The organism is Mesorhizobium sp. M0522 (assembly GCF_040321085.1).
Classification (GTDB): Bacteria; Pseudomonadota; Alphaproteobacteria; order Rhizobiales; family Rhizobiaceae; genus Mesorhizobium.
In genome coordinates this window covers 27519-41201 of the sequence record NZ_JAMYQW010000045.1, presented here as the reverse complement: position 1 = coordinate 41201, position 13683 = coordinate 27519, and the positions used below count along the sequence as shown (strand labels likewise).

The window sequence follows — 13683 nt, the reverse complement described above, 5'->3', positions numbered from 1 at the left end:
TCACCATGGGCTTCCATCCTTCGAAAGCCCGGCTTCCAAGTCAATTCTGCTTGTTCATCCCGTCCGGTCCGAGGGGCGCACTCCATCAGCTGGACAAATTATAACAGTGCGGTCAGGGTGAGCATTGGCAAAACGGACATTCAACGTGGCAAAACTGACAAATGACGGCTGCGCGTGATCTGATCGAAATCGGCCTTGTCTTGTATCCCGGCGTGCAGGAAGCAGCCGTGCTCGGCCTGACCGATCTTTTCATGCTGGCAAACCGGCTGGCTGTCGAGCGGTCGCCGGAGGCGGCGAGGCTTCGCGTCAGTCATTGGCGGCTGCAGGAGGGCGCCGTCATCCGCGTTTTCGACAGCGAGCCCGGGGACAGCGGTCCAACCCGGGGCAATGGACCGGCCATGATCATCCTGCCGCCGACCCTGTTGCAGCCGATCCCTCGCGAGGCGGCCGCGCCCTATGGCGGCTGGCTCAGGGACCGTCATGCGGCAGGCGCGACGCTCGGTTCGGTCTGCGCCGGCGCCTTCGTGCTTGCCGAAACCGGCCTGTTGTCCGGCCGTGCGGCGACGACGCACTGGGCTTATCGCGACGCGCTGGCGCTGCGCTTTCCCGACATCCTGCTCGACGCCGACAGGCTGGTCATCGACGATGGCGACATCATCACCGCGGGCGGCTACATGGCCTGGACCGATCTCGGCCTGAAGCTGGTGGACAGGGTGCTCGGGTCAGCCGTTATGATGGACACGGCGCGTTTCATGCTGGTCGACCCGCCGGGCCGCGAGCAACGTTTTTACAGTCCGTTTGCGCCGCGGCTGACCCACGGCGACGAAGCGATTCTCAAGGTGCAGCACTGGCTGCAGGCGAACGGCGCGCGCGATGTGACGCTTGGCGCCATGGCCGATCACGCCGGGCTGGAGGAGCGGACTTTTTTGCGGCGCTTCCGCAGCGCCACCGGCCTCAAGCCGACCGAATATTGTCAGCACCTGCGGGTCGGCAAGGCGCGCGAGATGCTGGAAACCACGATACGAGCGATCGACCATCGCCTGGGAGGTCGGCTATGACGATCCCGGCTCCTTCCGCAAGGTATTCGCCAGGATAACCGGCCTCGTGCCTGGCGATTACCGCCGGCGCTTTGGCGTGGAACAAGCGGCGCTAGGGGGAGACGATCGGTCTGAAACGGTAGCGAGGCTAGAGCAATGACGGACCGACCAATCGCGACCTGCGATGAGTGCGGCAGCACATATTTTTCCGACAGCAGCGCAATGGCCAGTCTATGTGCCGAATGCGCATCTCTGCTCTATGGATATCCAAACTGCGAACATAATTTCGAAAGCGGCCGATGCACGGCCTGCGGGTGGGACGGCTCTCGATCAAAATACGTCGCCGATATTATTTCCAGGCAAGACCGACAGCGTTGAGAATATCGCTATCAGCTGGCGAGAAAATCACACTTCAAGGCGACTGGTCGGATCGCCGCATATGGCAAGCTCGCCGGGAAGAGAACCCCAACCACCCATCTCCCGGCGAGCCTACTACCTGATTTGATACGCAATCAGGACCGGGATTAGCCGGCAAGCTCTTTGCTGCAAGACAGATGCCAGCTTTTGTTCCCGAAATGGGACAGTGGCGGAACTGGAATCGTCAAATCTCGAACTCGCCCTGCCCTTCGTCCATGGCGCTGACCGTCTCGGCTGCCAGGGCGCGGGTGATCGGCGTCTTGCGCTCGAGCGCGGTGCGGTCGAGCCGTTCGACCACCCGCATGGCAGTGGCCAGCGAGCGCTCGATGCGGCGCACCAGATATTGCACGACATGCGGCTCGACCTCGACCTGGCGGTCGGCGAACAGCTTTGTGATGACGCCGGCCAGCAGAAGATCGTCGGGTTCGTGGATCTCGACGGTAGCCGCCGCCTTCAGCCGCGACGCCAGGTCGGGCAGCCTGACGCCCCAGGCGGACGGGAAGCGCCGCGCCGTCAACAGCAAGCTCGAGCCGGCGCCGCGCACCGCGTTGATCAGGTGGAAGAGGCCGTGCTCATCGATCGGTTCGGCATCGATATCGTCGATCAGGGCCGGATGCGCACCGAGGTTTTCGATGCAGTCGCCGATGCGGCCGGCCTCCACTTTCACGGCGTCGGCGCGGGTCCGCCAAATCGAGGCCAGATGGGTTTTTCCCGAGCCGGCCGGCCCGGCCAGCACGACAACCGGCGACGGCCAGTCCGGCCAGCGGTCGACAAGCGCCGCCGCCTGGCTGTTGGTGCTGGAGACGACGAGCTCGTCGCGCGAATAGCCGGTGCCGTGGCCTAGATCGAGCGGCAATTGACGCGGCGGATCGATCTTGTCCGGCATCTGGCTCAACCGCGCGCGCCCCCGCGGCGCCGCACCTGCAGCGGCGGCACCGGCTCGTCGGCATGGCCCTTGTAGAGCGGCGATTCGAGATAGCGGGCGATGGCGAAACGCACCAGAACGGCAACGGCGGCGGAAGCCGGCACGGCAATCAGCAGGCCGACGAAGCCGAACAGCGCGCCGAAGGCAAACAGCGCAAACATCAGCCACACCGGATGCAGACCGACGCTTTTGCCGACCAACCGCGGCTGCAGGATATTGCCCTCGATGAACTGCCCGACGAAGAACACGCCGGCCACCGCCGCGATCATGGTCCAGTCCGGCCAGAACTGGACGAAGGCGACGCCGACGGCCAGCACCAGGCCGGTCAGCGAGCCGACATAGGGGATGAACGAGATCAGCCCGGCAAACAGGCCGATGAGGATGCCGAAATTCAGGCCCGTCAACGTCAGGCCGGTGGCATACATGGCGCCCAGCACCAGGCACAGCGTGCCCTGTCCGCGCACGAAGCCGGCGGTTGCCGTATTGATGTCCCTGGCGATCGCCCTGACGGTCTTGACATAGTCGCGCGGCACCCAGCTGTCGACGATTGCCACCATGCGGTCCCAGTCGAGCAGCATGTAGAAGGCGACGACCGGCGTCACCACGAACAGGCTGACCACCGAGACCAGCGCCACGCCGGAGCTCCAGATCGAGGTGAAGACGGTGGTCAGGAGGCCGAAGCCGGAGGTCAGCAGCGAGTTCAAGCCTTCACGCAGACCGTTGGCGTCGACGCCGAATTTTTCTTCCAGCCATTTCGGGTCGAAGCTGGTGATCAGGCTCTGCAGCCGGGTCAGATAGTCCGGCAGCTTGCTGGCGAAATCAGCCATCTGCGAGGCGAGCACCGGAACCAGGATGACGACGGCCAGCACCAGGACGACGATAAAGGCGATCAGGATGACCACCGTCGCCATCAGCCTGGACAGGCCGAGGCGCTCCAGCCGGTCGGCCACAGGATCGAGGAAATAGGCGAGCACCATGCCGGCAACGAAGGGCAGAAGGATGCCGCTGAAGACATAAAGGAAGACGGCGAGGATGATGGCGCTGACCAGCCAGAAGCGGATCTGGCGGCGAAACGACGCCGATGCCGCAGCCTCCGCTGCCGCGGCTTCGGCCTCGGCGTCGATGGACCGTTCGTCAGGTGCCCGGTGGTCAGGTGCCCCGTGTTCAGGTGCCGGGTGTGGAGCCTTCGCCATAGCCGCTCATATGCCTCAGCCAAGCCACGAGATAGGCCGCGGCCGAAGCCACGGTCAAGACCCCGGACAGCAATATGAGGGCCGGCCTCAGCGGATCGAGACGGATGTCGAAGGCGAGTTCGCCCAACACCACTGCCGCCAGCACGATCTGGATCGCGGTGTTGGCCTTCGACACCAGGAGCGGCTTCATCTCGACCGGATGCGCCATGACGGTGGATAAAAGCACGGCGCAGACGATCAGTGCGTCGCGCGACACCATGGTAACGACCAACCACAGCGGCAGTTCGCCGCTGAAGCCCAGGACCACGAAAACCGAGACCAGCAGCAGCTTGTCGGCCATCGGATCGAGATAGGCGCCGAGCCTGGAAAACTGATTGAAATGGCGGGCGATGAAGCCGTCGACGCCGTCGGAAATGCCGGCAATGAGGAAGCCGGCAAACGCCCAGTCCCAGCGTTCCTGCAGCATGGCCAGCACCACGGCCGGCACCAGCACGAAGCGCATGATCGTGATCATGTTGGGGATGGTCAAACGCATATCCCGTCGCTCTTGTTTGTCGATACATGATGGAGATGGAGGGTTACGGCAAGTGAGAAGCGACACCGAAGCTGCCAATCTCCCCACGAGGGCGCCAGCAATGAAATAGTTCAAGACCAATGTCGATTTCGGGGAAACTCATTCGTCTCACGATAGGAAGCCGAAGAATTCGCCCAGGCAAGGAAACGGACGCGATGACAATCACTATCACAGCATTTGAACGATCGCCCGATGGCGGCAAGGGACTGGCGCGTGATACGCGCGTTCGCTGGGCGCTCGAAGAAGTGGGGCAGCCGTATGAGGTTCGTCTTGTTTCCTTCGCAGAGATGAAGGCGCCTGAACATCTGGCCATCCATCCCTTCGGCCAGATCCCCACCTATGAGGAAGGTTCTCTCTCGCTGTTCGAGACCGGCTCGATCGTCTTTCATCTTGCTGAGCAGCATGCGGGATTGCTGCCGAAGGATCGCAATGCCCGCGCGCGTGCGATCACGTGGATGTTTGCCGCACTTAACACCGTCGAGCCGCCGATCCTCGAATTAACGACGGCAAGAATATTCGAACGTGACAAGCCTTGGAGCGAGGAGCGCTTGCCGTTGGTAAAGGACCGTGTTCGCGCTCGGCTGGACAAACTCTCGGCCCACTTGGGCGTCGCCGACTGGCTCGATGATACGTTCAGCGCAGGCGATTTATTGATGGTATCGGTGCTGCTGCGACTAAGAATGTCAGGCATTTTGGACGAATATCAAAACTTGGCTGCCTATGTAGCGCGCGGGGAAGCTCGGCCGGCTTATATCCGGGCTTTCGCCGCGCAATTTGCAATCAACGCAGAGGGGGCGTGAAGAATAGCCAGCGTTGAACTAACCAAATGGAAGCGAGCCCGAAGCGCGCTATCCTTTGGCCGTTAGGAAACAAGGCGCGCAGTGGATGGACTAATAGGCCGCTAGCAAGGCACGATGCGCAACAAAGAGGGAGTGGAACCTTGTCTTTGGCCGTTGGCGAAGCGCGTAAGTATCTCGATACGTTCATGACCGGACATGGCTTTCGCCGCATCCGGAAAGGCGTCTTCGAAGTCGACCGGAGCGACGATATCAGCCTGATTCTCGAAGAGGCCTTTACTGCAAGCCATGGCGATGTTCATTTGAACATGCTCGTTTACCTGGACTTTCTTACCGTCAGGCCGTTGCTTGAAAGGCTGTACGGCAAAAAATGGATCTGGCCCGGACTGTCGCAGTTTCATCCTGAAACGATATTTAACAATGAGCTGAAAGCTTATGCTCGTTACTTTGAGCACCTTGACCAGACGAGCATAGATAGGTTGCTGGGGAAATATGTCGAGCTGGCGCGACGGATCAGGGCTCAGAACCCGGACCTCGCCAGTTACGTCGCCGGACATAGCGAGTTGCTCGACAAACCTTACGAATTCACACAGCCCTTCGCAGTTCGAATCCTCGCGCTGATTGCCTGCGAAATCGAACTTGGGCACTACGAGCGGGTGAAGCAGGCTGTGCACTGGATTCGAACGAACAATGGCGGAATAGCGCTGAGCGGCTACGCCAAGGCACAACTCGACCGCGTCGACGTGGTTCTGGCGGAACGAGAGGGGCGTCCATAAGGGGGGGCAGCTTGGGCGACTGTCCACTCCTTTGTCGAGCCAAGACCGTCTGATCCCGCCGTCATCCTTGCGAGGTGCGGCCGTTCATCCGAAGAGCCCGTGAAGCGACAGCCTATTTCCCCACTGCTGAATGACGATGGCGCAGAGAATCACAATCGCTTGGCGAGTAACGCTTTGTTATCTGGCCGGACTGACGGAAAGTCTTTTGGTCTTCGCATTTTTCGGAGCCTCGCACCGCAACGTGGCAGCGCAGGATCTTCTTTCGACCTTCGCTCTTTATCTGGCCGTAGGCGTGGTCGTCTCTTGGCCCCTCTGGCTGACCGCCGCTGTCGTCGCGTTCGTTTTCTCAAGGTCAGTCGCTGCAAATCCAGGTCTGTGGACTGCCGCGGCGGCTTTGGTCGCCGCCGGCTTCTCGTATGGGACCCTGCCCTTCGACGGTGAGATCAGGTCTCTTGCCACCGTCGGAGGCCTCGCCGCAATTCTGGCAGGGATTTCTTTTTACTGTTGGAGTGTATCACGCCCGGTTCCGCCGTTATCCAACTGAAACACCATCATCACGCGCTTGCCTTGCGGGGCAAAACCGTTCATGCGAAGAGCCCGCAAGCGAATGAAACCAGCGACAGGCAAGCGCAACAGATGAGCAGGCGCCGGAAATGAGCAAGCGCAAGAACGGGCTCACCTATGCCGAAGCGGGCGTCGACATCGATGCCGGCAACCTCATGGTCGAGAAGATCAAGCCGCTGGTGCGCGCCACCCGCCGGCCGGGCGCCGATGGCGAGATCGGCGGCTTCGGCGGCCTGTTCGACCTCAAGGCCGCCGGCTTCACCGATCCGGTGCTGGTGGCCGCCAATGACGGCGTCGGCACCAAGCTGAAGATCGCCATCGATGCCGGCAAGCACGATACGATCGGCATCGACCTCGTCGCCATGTGCGTCAACGACATCGTCGTGCAAGGCGCCGAGCCGCTGTTCTTCCTCGACTATTTCGCCACCGGCAAGCTCGATCCCGACCAGGGTGCTTCGATCGTCGGCGGCATCGCCGAGGGCTGCCGGCAGGCCGGTTGCGCGCTGATCGGCGGCGAGACGGCGGAAATGCCCGGCATGTATCACGACAAGGATTATGACCTTGCCGGCTTTGCCGTCGGTGCCGCCGAACGCGGCCAGCTGTTGCCGACCGACGACATCGTCGAAGGCGATGTGCTGCTCGGCCTCGCGTCGTCGGGCCTGCATTCGAACGGCTTTTCGCTGGTCCGCCGCATCGTCGCGGTAAGCGGCCTTGGCTGGGGCGATCCGGCGCCGTTCAATGACGAGGCGACGCTGGCCGAGGCGCTGCTCGAGCCGACGCGCATCTACGTCAAGTCGATCCTCAAGGCGATCCGCAACACACATGGCATCAAGGCGCTGGCCCATATCACCGGCGGCGGCTTTCCCGAAAATATTCCGCGCGTTCTGCCCAAGGATTTTTCGGCCGAGCTCGATCTCGGCGCCATCGAGGTGCCGCCAGTGTTCTCATGGCTGGCCAAGACCGGCGGCGTCGCGCCGGAAGAGATGATGCGGACCTTCAATTGCGGCATCGGCATGATCCTGGTCGTCGCCTCCGGCCAGGCGGCGCAGGTCGCTGCCGTTCTGCAGGAGGCCGGCGAGACGGTGACGCCGATCGGCCAGATCGTGCCGCGCCGCGATGCCGGCGTCATCTATCGGGGCTCGATTGGCCTATGACCAGGAAACGGACGGTCGTACTGATCTCGGGGCGCGGCTCCAACATGACGGCGCTGGTTGCGGCGGCGAGCAACCCGGCCTATCCGGCCGAGATCGTCGGCGTCATGTCCGACCGCGCCAATGCCGCCGGCCTTGGCATCGCCGCGGCGCGCGGCATCGCCACCAGAGTGATTTCGCGCTCCGACTATGCCAGCAAGCAAGCGCATGACGAGGCGATCGATGCGGCCCTCTTGTCGTTCGGCGCCGAGATCGTCGCGCTGGCCGGCTATATGCGCATCCTCGGCGCGCGCTTCGTAGAGAAGTGGCAGGGCCGCATGATCAATATCCACCCTGCCCTGCTGCCTGCCTTCAAGGGGCTGGATACGCATGCGCGGGCCCTCCGCGCAGGCATGCGCATCCATGGCTGCACGGTGCATTTCGTCACGCTCGACATGGATGACGGGCCGATCATCGCCCAGGCCGCCGTGCCGGTGATGGTCGGCGACAATGAGGACACGCTGGCCGCGCGCGTGCTCAAGGCCGAGCACCAACTTTATCCGCTGGCGTTGGGCCTTGTCGCCGAAGGTAAGGCGCGAATGGAAGGCGGCCGCACGGTGTTTTCGCGCTTCGCCGACGATGCCGACAACGCCACGTCGGTGGTGATCGCGCCCGACCCGATGCGCGAAGAGACCGATCTCGAGCACCTGGCGCGGATCACGCCGTAAGGGTCAGTTCTTGAATTTGGTAGCAAATTTTGCTACCGTTTTCGTGAGGAGACGGCTTGATGGCGACAGTCGAAAAAGTCAGCGTAGCGCTTTCCCCGGAACTGCTGGACATGGTCAAAGGCGCGGTGGCCAGCGGGCAGTACGGTTCGGCAAGTGAAGTGATCCGCGAGGCACTGCGCGAATGGCGGCTTCGCCAGCCCTTGCGCGAGGCCGAAGCGGAGCGGTTGCGGAAAGCCTGGACGGAAGGGCTGGAGAGCGGTCCGTTTGCGCCGTTCGACATCGAGAACATAAAACAGAAAGCCCGCAGCCGGTTGGGCAACACCAGCAAAAACCGGCGGAATGGCTGACATCCGCATTGTCCGCAGCCCGGCGGCAGAAGACGACCTGATCGATATTTGGTTTGGCATTGCAAGGGACAACCCGCTTGCCGCGGACCGCTTTTTGAATGCTATTGCCGAGCGCATCGTGCAATTGGGCACATTCCCGGAATCCGGTTCCGAGAGGCCCGACATCGCTGCCGACGTGCGTGCGTTGACGATCGGCAATTATCTCGTGCTTTATCAGCTGGCCGAACAGCGGGTCGAGATCGTCCGCGTCGTGCATGGCGCACGCGACGCTTCGGCCTTATTTTGAATCCATGAAGCAACTGCTGCTCCTGCGTCACGCCAAGTCGAGTTGGGACGATCCCGACCTCATCGACTTCGACCGGCCGCTGTCCGCGCGCGGGCTGAAGGCAGCACCACTGGTCGGGCGCGAACTGGCCCGGCGCGGCTGGCTGCCGGAGCTGGCGCTGGTGTCGCCGGCGCTGCGCACCCGCGACACGTGGCGGCTGGTCTCAGCGGAATTGCCGGCGAAGGTGCAGGCCAAATTTGCCCAGGCGCTTTACGAGGCAGCGGCGGCGGACATCCTCGCCAAGGTGCGGCAAGTGAAGGCGGGGACCGGAACGCTGCTGGTGCTTGGCCACAATCCCGGGTTGGAGGAGTTCGCGCGCGGTCTTGCCGGGGCTGGATCTGATGAAGCGGCGCTGAAAAAACTGGCGGAAAAATACCCCACCGCGGCCCTGGCTCGGTTCGACGTCGATGGCGATTGGGCCGGTCTCACCTTCGGCAGCGCCCGGCTGACGCACTGCATTTGGCCGAAGGATCTGCGTTAGGGATTTACCAACAGGCCCGGGGATCGCCGATCCTTTCGACCGACCGGGCTTTGCCCAAACAAGAGCGGCGGGCCAGGCCCGCCGCTCTTTGTGCTCCCGGTTAAGGAACTAACGGCCCCAATTACCCCGGCCAGATTGGGGCACTATGGGTTGATCCGTGCCGAACCGGGTCGTCGCCTCGGTGTCGACGGCGTTGTGCTCGGCCGTCAGCGGCTTGCGGATGGAACCGGTAAACCCGCTGTCGATGGTGCCGACAGGCGCGTCGCCAACAGGCGCGGCCGGCTGGTTGACGCCGTCCGAACCATAGTGATCACTGCCTGCAAAGGCGCTGCCCGTGGCGACGAGGACGATGGTGGCGACGGTAAGAGCAATCTTGGTCATTTCAGGTACTCCAAGTGTACTGGTCATTCGTGAGTTGTCGTTGCTTTCGACGCATTCGAGATGAGAGCGCTGTCCGCGCCGACGAATACGCACCCGGCTTTTTCCGATGTGCACGTTGCTGGACGATTTCAGCAACCGAGATTGTGGCTACAGATGAAACCTGCAAATCAAAGTATTCGATTGGCGCAAGATGCTATTCGGCGCACACGCCCGTTGATACGCGAAAGCAAGAGTAGCGGGCCAAGCCCGCCGCTCTTTGTGTTGCGGGCCGTGATAATCAGCGGCCCCAGATGCCTTGGCCGGATTCAGGCGCCACCGACTCGGAGATTATCTTGGCACCGGTATGCTCGGAAGTAACTGGCTTGCGGATCGAACCGGTGAAGGTGTTGTCGACGTTGGCAGCAGCAGCAGCGGCCGGCTGGTTGAAATTGTCCGAGCCATAATGGTCGCTGCCGGCAAAAGCAGTGCCGGTGGCAACGAGGATGGCGGCGGCGGCGGTAAGAGCGAGCTTGGTCATTTCGGGTACTCCGGTAGTTCTTTGGTCTGTCCGTCAAGTGGCGTGCCTCGGGAGGAATTCGCGTCGCTCGGACCACCCCGAGATGGGTCGGCAAGTCTGTCGTTTCCAATCACGAAAATTTTGTACGGGTGCGCCAAATTGGCCGCTTGAAATTCGACATGCAGCTCCTTTCGCCACAATGTTCTTCTTTCTTTTCAACTAGTTATGCGGTCAGTGGTGATTTGCCGCGCGAACATTCTTTGAGCCGGCGTTCACCCTTTCCTGTACTCTCTGTCAACAGAACCGAACCGTTCGGTTCGAGTTCTTTTACGTTTGGCTGATCAGCGCTTTCGGAGGCTCGATCGACATTCCTGCCGACGGGCGCCGTGAAATTCACGCTGCCAGCTCAGCGCCAGCGGCGTCGTGCTTGGGCCGCACGCTGGCCAGAAGCACGACGGGGCAGTTGCAGGCGGCTAAAACAGCGCCGGCGGTTTCACCGAAGAACAGGTCCTCGCCCGGACGTTGGGTGACGCCCATCACGACGATCGCCGCGCCTTTGGCCGCCTCCCGAGTGATCGCCTTGTCGGGTGTGACGCGAGTATGGAACGCTGTGTCGATATGCAGGCCATAGCGGCCCGCCAGATCAGCGATGTCTTTCAGGACGGCCTCTTCGCGGCTATGCGACACCGATGTCGACCTGCGGCCCTTGGCTGCCTTTTGCGAGACGTAGAGAACCTTGATCCGCGCCCGGTTTGGACGGGCCAGCGCCAGCGCCAAGTCGGCGGCGCGACGCGCCACCTGGGTACCGTTGACGGGGACGAGAATGCTGGTGCCGGCCTTCAGCGTCGGCATCTTTTCGCCAGCATTGCCGCCGTTCAGGACCAGGCAAAGCGGGCCGTCAAATCCTCCGGCGATGTCGTTGAGGGCCGGCGCGAAGGCGCCATCGGCGGTCAGCACATTGTCAAGCCCGACCAGCAGCAGGCCGTATCCCTTGCGGGCCTCTTCGGCGATCGTCTCACCGGTGGCTTCCAATTCGGTGCGGGCCGCCAGGTGGACTTTGCCGACAAGCGTATCTTCAATCCGTTTCACCGCCCGGGCGCTTTTTTTTGCACCCTTCTTGATTTCCTTCAGGGTGCGCTCCTGTCCTTTGCTGTCGGTTGGCCTGTCAATTCGGCCGTCCTTCGGCTGAAGCAAGGTGGTGGGCATGCCGCTGCCTCCGCCGACCAGTCCGGCGAGATATGCAGTGAACTTGCCGATCCTGCTGTCGTCGACCAGCACCAGCAGCCGCTCCAGCCTGGAAATGAAGCCGTATTCGTCCAACGCCTCGCGCTCGACACGCTGCTGCTCGTCGTGCCCAACCGGCAGCCGGCCGAGCGCCCAGCGCAGCATGGGCGGCATGGCCAAGGTGGTGATCACGGCCATGGTGACGATCATGGTGAAGAGATTGTGCGACAGGATGTTCATCGACAGGCCGATGCTGGCGACGATCACCTCGGTCGAGCCGCGCGCGTTCATGGCACTGCCGACGGCGATTGCTTCCTTGAACGACATGCCGGCGAGCTTGGCGCCGATGAACGCGCCGCCAAACTTGCCGATGCTGGCGATGACCACGAGAGCGCCCGTCAGCATGGCAAGGGTTGGATTGGCGAGCACGGTGAGATCGGCGGAAAGCCCCGCCATGCCGAAGAAGATCGGCATGAACAGCGCGGTGATGACGCCGCGAAGCTGGCCTTCGATATGGCTGGAGAGGATGGGCGATTCCCCGACCAGGATGCCGGCGACGAACGCCCCCAGCACGGTATGGACGCCTATCATGTTGGTGATCAGCGCCATCACGCCCATGATGATGAGGATCATGGTGATCACCGCAAACTCGCTGCGGAATTGATCGTTGGTCCAGCGGATCAAGGTGAAGACAAGACGGCGGCCAATGGTGAAGGAGAACACCATGAACAGTGCCACCGCGGCGATGGTGGTCACCAGCGGTACGAGCTGCAGCCTGCCATTGGTGGCGATGCCGAAGGTTACGGCGATGACCAGCCAGCCGATCGTGTCCTCGATGATTGCCGAGGAAATAATCACCTGTCCGAGGTTGCGGCGCATGAAGTTCATCTCGCGCACCACCATGGCGACGATCTTGACCGACGAGATCGACAGCGCGGTGCCCAGGAACAGCCCGGCGACGGTGCGCTGCGTCGGGTCAGCCAGCAGTGCGTCCGGCAGGAATTGCGCAAGCGCGAAACCGCAGATGAAGGGCACCACGATGCCGGTCGCCGAAATGGAAAAACAGGCCGCGCCAACCCGGCGCACCAGCCGCAGGTCCGTCTCCATGCCGGTCAGCAAAAGCAGCATCAGGATGCCGAGCTGCGAGACGGCGTCGATCATGCCCTTTTGCGCAGGATCACTGGGAAAGATCAGGTGCTGGGCCGACGGCCACAGCCAGCCGAACAGCGAAGGACCGAGCAGGATGCCGCCGATCAGTTGGCCCATGATTGCCGGCTGGCCATAACGCTGCAGCACTTCGCCCAGGCCGCGCCCAACAAGCAGCAGAAGCACGATCTCGGCGACGAAAGCGCCTTCGCCCGAACCACCCATGCCGGAGGCCCGGGTCCCGGCAACGAGCGTCTCCGCTGCCCGGGCCGCGCCTGCGGGGACGAAAGCGCAAACCAGCAGCGCCAGGCTGGAACGTGTCGGAGCCTGCCAAGCCATGAAACCCCCATCGCCCAAATGCACGTGTCCAACAACGCGCGACAGGGCGTTGCGTTGCTAGACGTGAACGTCACCGAAGGAGAGTTCGCCGTCGTCGCTCTCTGTCAGAAAGGCTGTCACCAGCAGGCCTGCATAGAGGACGGCGACCAGCACGACGATGGCGCCACCAGGAACGGGACCCAGCGCAGCACTGGTGACGGCCTCACGCATCGACCCGACGAAGCCGATGCGGACGCCTTCGGCCAGAAGACTGGGGGTCGACAGTTTGAGGATCCAGGCCAGCAGCAGAATCAGCAGCATGTAAATGTAATTGCGACGCAGGCGGCGCGCCAAAGCCACGCGTTGCGAAATCAGGAATTTCGGCGCGCGCAGGCTCTCGCCGACGATCAACAGCCAATCGGACGCGAAGTCCGGCTGCGGCGAGAATATCTGCGCGAAATAGTGCCGTTCGAACTGGCGCACGCGAGCCCGATAGAAGTCGAAGAAGCGATATCGGCGGGCCTCTATCCACAGCAGCAGCAGAACAAGCAGCATGGCAAACAGCAACACGCCATGGTGAGCGCTGGCTGTCGAAAGCGAAACGGACAGCATGGCTGCGACAACGGTTATCGCCCAGTTGCTCGTCCGGTCCAGGCGGTCACGCCACCCAGCCATGCGCGCAATCTCGGCGCGATGAAAGTGGGACATCGTGGTTACGAGTTCGCCGGACGACAGTGTCCTTCCGATGGGTTCCGGCGCCGGCAACACTTCTGCCATGACAATGCCTCCACCCGCCACGCGAAAACGGCCGGATGGAGATATCG

Annotated in this window: 15 protein-coding genes and 1 pseudogene; 9 read left to right on the top strand and 7 right to left on the bottom strand. The window is 62.3% G+C overall.

Features of this window, described 5'->3' with window-relative positions; translation table 11 throughout:
- The first annotated feature begins 161 nt into the window (after positions 1 to 161).
- Positions 162 to 1197 (top strand): annotated as a pseudogene (locus tag NKI58_RS30955) (GlxA family transcriptional regulator).
- Between the two features lie 441 nt (positions 1198 to 1638).
- Here NKI58_RS30955 and hdaA read toward each other — a convergent pair.
- From hdaA to NKI58_RS30940, 3 genes are read right to left on the bottom strand one after another with little or no spacing between them, the layout of a single operon-like run.
- Complete coding sequence (gene hdaA / locus NKI58_RS30950; protein WP_352569823.1) at positions 1639 to 2340, bottom strand: DnaA regulatory inactivator HdaA; 702 nt, start codon at positions 2338 to 2340, stop codon at positions 1639 to 1641.
- Between the two features lie 5 nt (positions 2341 to 2345).
- Entirely contained in the window at positions 2346 to 3572 is a 1227-nt protein-coding gene (locus NKI58_RS30945) for an AI-2E family transporter (protein WP_352786019.1), read from the bottom strand.
- Positions 3544 to 4101, bottom strand: coding sequence for a CDP-alcohol phosphatidyltransferase family protein (locus tag NKI58_RS30940; RefSeq protein ID WP_023677645.1), 558 nt, complete (start codon positions 4099 to 4101; stop codon positions 3544 to 3546). The genes NKI58_RS30945 and NKI58_RS30940 overlap by 29 nt, the downstream gene beginning before the upstream one ends.
- Before the next feature lie 200 nt (positions 4102 to 4301).
- Here NKI58_RS30940 and NKI58_RS30935 point away from each other — a divergent pair, with 200 nt between their 5' ends.
- The 8 genes from NKI58_RS30935 (at position 4302) to NKI58_RS30900 (ending at position 9294) form a co-directional block, all read left to right on the top strand.
- Positions 4302 to 4946, top strand: coding sequence for a glutathione S-transferase family protein (locus tag NKI58_RS30935; protein WP_352786016.1), 645 nt, complete (start codon positions 4302 to 4304; stop codon positions 4944 to 4946).
- A 140-nt stretch (positions 4947 to 5086) separates the two neighbouring features.
- Entirely contained in the window at positions 5087 to 5719 is a 633-nt protein-coding gene (locus tag NKI58_RS30930) for a hypothetical protein (RefSeq protein WP_352786013.1), read from the top strand.
- A gap of 136 nt (positions 5720 to 5855) precedes the next feature.
- Positions 5856 to 6263 (top strand): hypothetical protein, encoded by a 408-nt coding sequence (locus tag NKI58_RS30925; protein WP_352786010.1) that lies wholly within the window; start codon positions 5856 to 5858, stop codon positions 6261 to 6263.
- A 109-nt stretch (positions 6264 to 6372) separates the two neighbouring features.
- On the top strand, positions 6373 to 7437 hold the full coding sequence (gene purM, locus NKI58_RS30920; protein WP_023677649.1) for a phosphoribosylformylglycinamidine cyclo-ligase: 1065 nt from the start codon (positions 6373 to 6375) through the stop codon (positions 7435 to 7437).
- The gene (gene purN, locus NKI58_RS30915; protein ID WP_352854193.1) at positions 7434 to 8141 is read left to right on the top strand and encodes a phosphoribosylglycinamide formyltransferase; all 708 of its coding nucleotides are present in this window, start codon (positions 7434 to 7436) and stop codon (positions 8139 to 8141) included. Before purM ends, purN begins: the two co-directional genes overlap by 4 nt.
- A 59-nt stretch (positions 8142 to 8200) precedes the next feature.
- Positions 8201 to 8488 carry a type II toxin-antitoxin system ParD family antitoxin gene (locus NKI58_RS30910; RefSeq protein ID WP_352616721.1) on the top strand — a complete coding sequence of 96 codons (288 nt, stop codon included), beginning with the start codon at positions 8201 to 8203 and terminating at the stop codon, positions 8486 to 8488.
- Positions 8481 to 8774, top strand: coding sequence for a type II toxin-antitoxin system RelE/ParE family toxin (locus NKI58_RS30905; RefSeq protein ID WP_352616718.1), 294 nt, complete (start codon positions 8481 to 8483; stop codon positions 8772 to 8774). The genes NKI58_RS30910 and NKI58_RS30905 overlap by 8 nt, the downstream gene beginning before the upstream one ends.
- Positions 8775 to 8778: 4 nt before the next feature.
- Positions 8779 to 9294 (top strand): SixA phosphatase family protein, encoded by a 516-nt coding sequence (locus tag NKI58_RS30900; protein ID WP_352783901.1) that lies wholly within the window; start codon positions 8779 to 8781, stop codon positions 9292 to 9294.
- Positions 9295 to 9402: 108 nt separating this feature from the next.
- On the opposite strand, the gene NKI58_RS30895 is transcribed toward NKI58_RS30900, so the two are convergent.
- The 4 genes from NKI58_RS30895 to NKI58_RS30880 all read right to left on the bottom strand — a co-directional run bounded on the left by NKI58_RS30895 (position 9403) and on the right by NKI58_RS30880 (position 13636).
- Positions 9403 to 9675: a DUF680 domain-containing protein gene (locus tag NKI58_RS30895; protein ID WP_352786003.1), complete on the bottom strand. Its 273-nt coding sequence runs from the start codon at positions 9673 to 9675 to the stop codon at positions 9403 to 9405.
- 277 nt (positions 9676 to 9952) lie between these two features.
- Complete coding sequence (locus tag NKI58_RS30890) at positions 9953 to 10192, bottom strand: DUF680 domain-containing protein (protein WP_352786000.1); 240 nt, start codon at positions 10190 to 10192, stop codon at positions 9953 to 9955.
- Positions 10193 to 10564: 372 nt separating this feature from the next.
- A complete protein-coding gene (locus NKI58_RS30885) occupies positions 10565 to 12766 on the bottom strand; it encodes a cation:proton antiporter domain-containing protein (protein ID WP_502896913.1) in 2202 nt (733 codons plus the stop codon).
- Between the two features lie 171 nt (positions 12767 to 12937).
- Entirely contained in the window at positions 12938 to 13636 is a 699-nt protein-coding gene (locus NKI58_RS30880; RefSeq protein WP_352785994.1) for a DUF2270 domain-containing protein, read from the bottom strand.
- Positions 13637 to 13683 lie beyond the last annotated feature (47 nt).

What these genes read in the sequence shown, in the direction of transcription:
- hdaA (WP_352569823.1), bottom strand. Translation starts at nt 2,340, where the DNA reads ATGCCGGACAAGATCGATCCGCCGCGTCAATTGCCGCTCGATCTAGGC.
- NKI58_RS30945 (WP_352786019.1), bottom strand. Translation starts at nt 3,572, where the DNA reads ATGGCGAAGGCTCCACACCCGGCACCTGAACACGGGGCACCTGACCAC.
- NKI58_RS30935 (WP_352786016.1), top strand. Translation starts at nt 4,302, where the DNA reads ATGACAATCACTATCACAGCATTTGAACGATCGCCCGATGGCGGCAAG.
- NKI58_RS30925 (WP_352786010.1), top strand. Translation starts at nt 5,856, where the DNA reads ATGGCGCAGAGAATCACAATCGCTTGGCGAGTAACGCTTTGTTATCTG.
- purM (WP_023677649.1), top strand. Translation starts at nt 6,373, where the DNA reads ATGAGCAAGCGCAAGAACGGGCTCACCTATGCCGAAGCGGGCGTCGAC.
- purN (WP_352854193.1), top strand. Translation starts at nt 7,434, where the DNA reads ATGACCAGGAAACGGACGGTCGTACTGATCTCGGGGCGCGGCTCCAAC.
- NKI58_RS30910 (WP_352616721.1), top strand. Translation starts at nt 8,201, where the DNA reads ATGGCGACAGTCGAAAAAGTCAGCGTAGCGCTTTCCCCGGAACTGCTG.
- NKI58_RS30905 (WP_352616718.1), top strand. Translation starts at nt 8,481, where the DNA reads ATGGCTGACATCCGCATTGTCCGCAGCCCGGCGGCAGAAGACGACCTG.
- NKI58_RS30900 (WP_352783901.1), top strand. Translation starts at nt 8,779, where the DNA reads ATGAAGCAACTGCTGCTCCTGCGTCACGCCAAGTCGAGTTGGGACGAT.
- NKI58_RS30895 (WP_352786003.1), bottom strand. Translation starts at nt 9,675, where the DNA reads ATGACCAAGATTGCTCTTACCGTCGCCACCATCGTCCTCGTCGCCACG.
- NKI58_RS30890 (WP_352786000.1), bottom strand. Translation starts at nt 10,192, where the DNA reads ATGACCAAGCTCGCTCTTACCGCCGCCGCCGCCATCCTCGTTGCCACC.
- NKI58_RS30885 (WP_502896913.1), bottom strand. Translation starts at nt 12,766, where the DNA reads ATGGGTGGTTCGGGCGAAGGCGCTTTCGTCGCCGAGATCGTGCTTCTG.
- NKI58_RS30880 (WP_352785994.1), bottom strand. Translation starts at nt 13,636, where the DNA reads ATGGCAGAAGTGTTGCCGGCGCCGGAACCCATCGGAAGGACACTGTCG.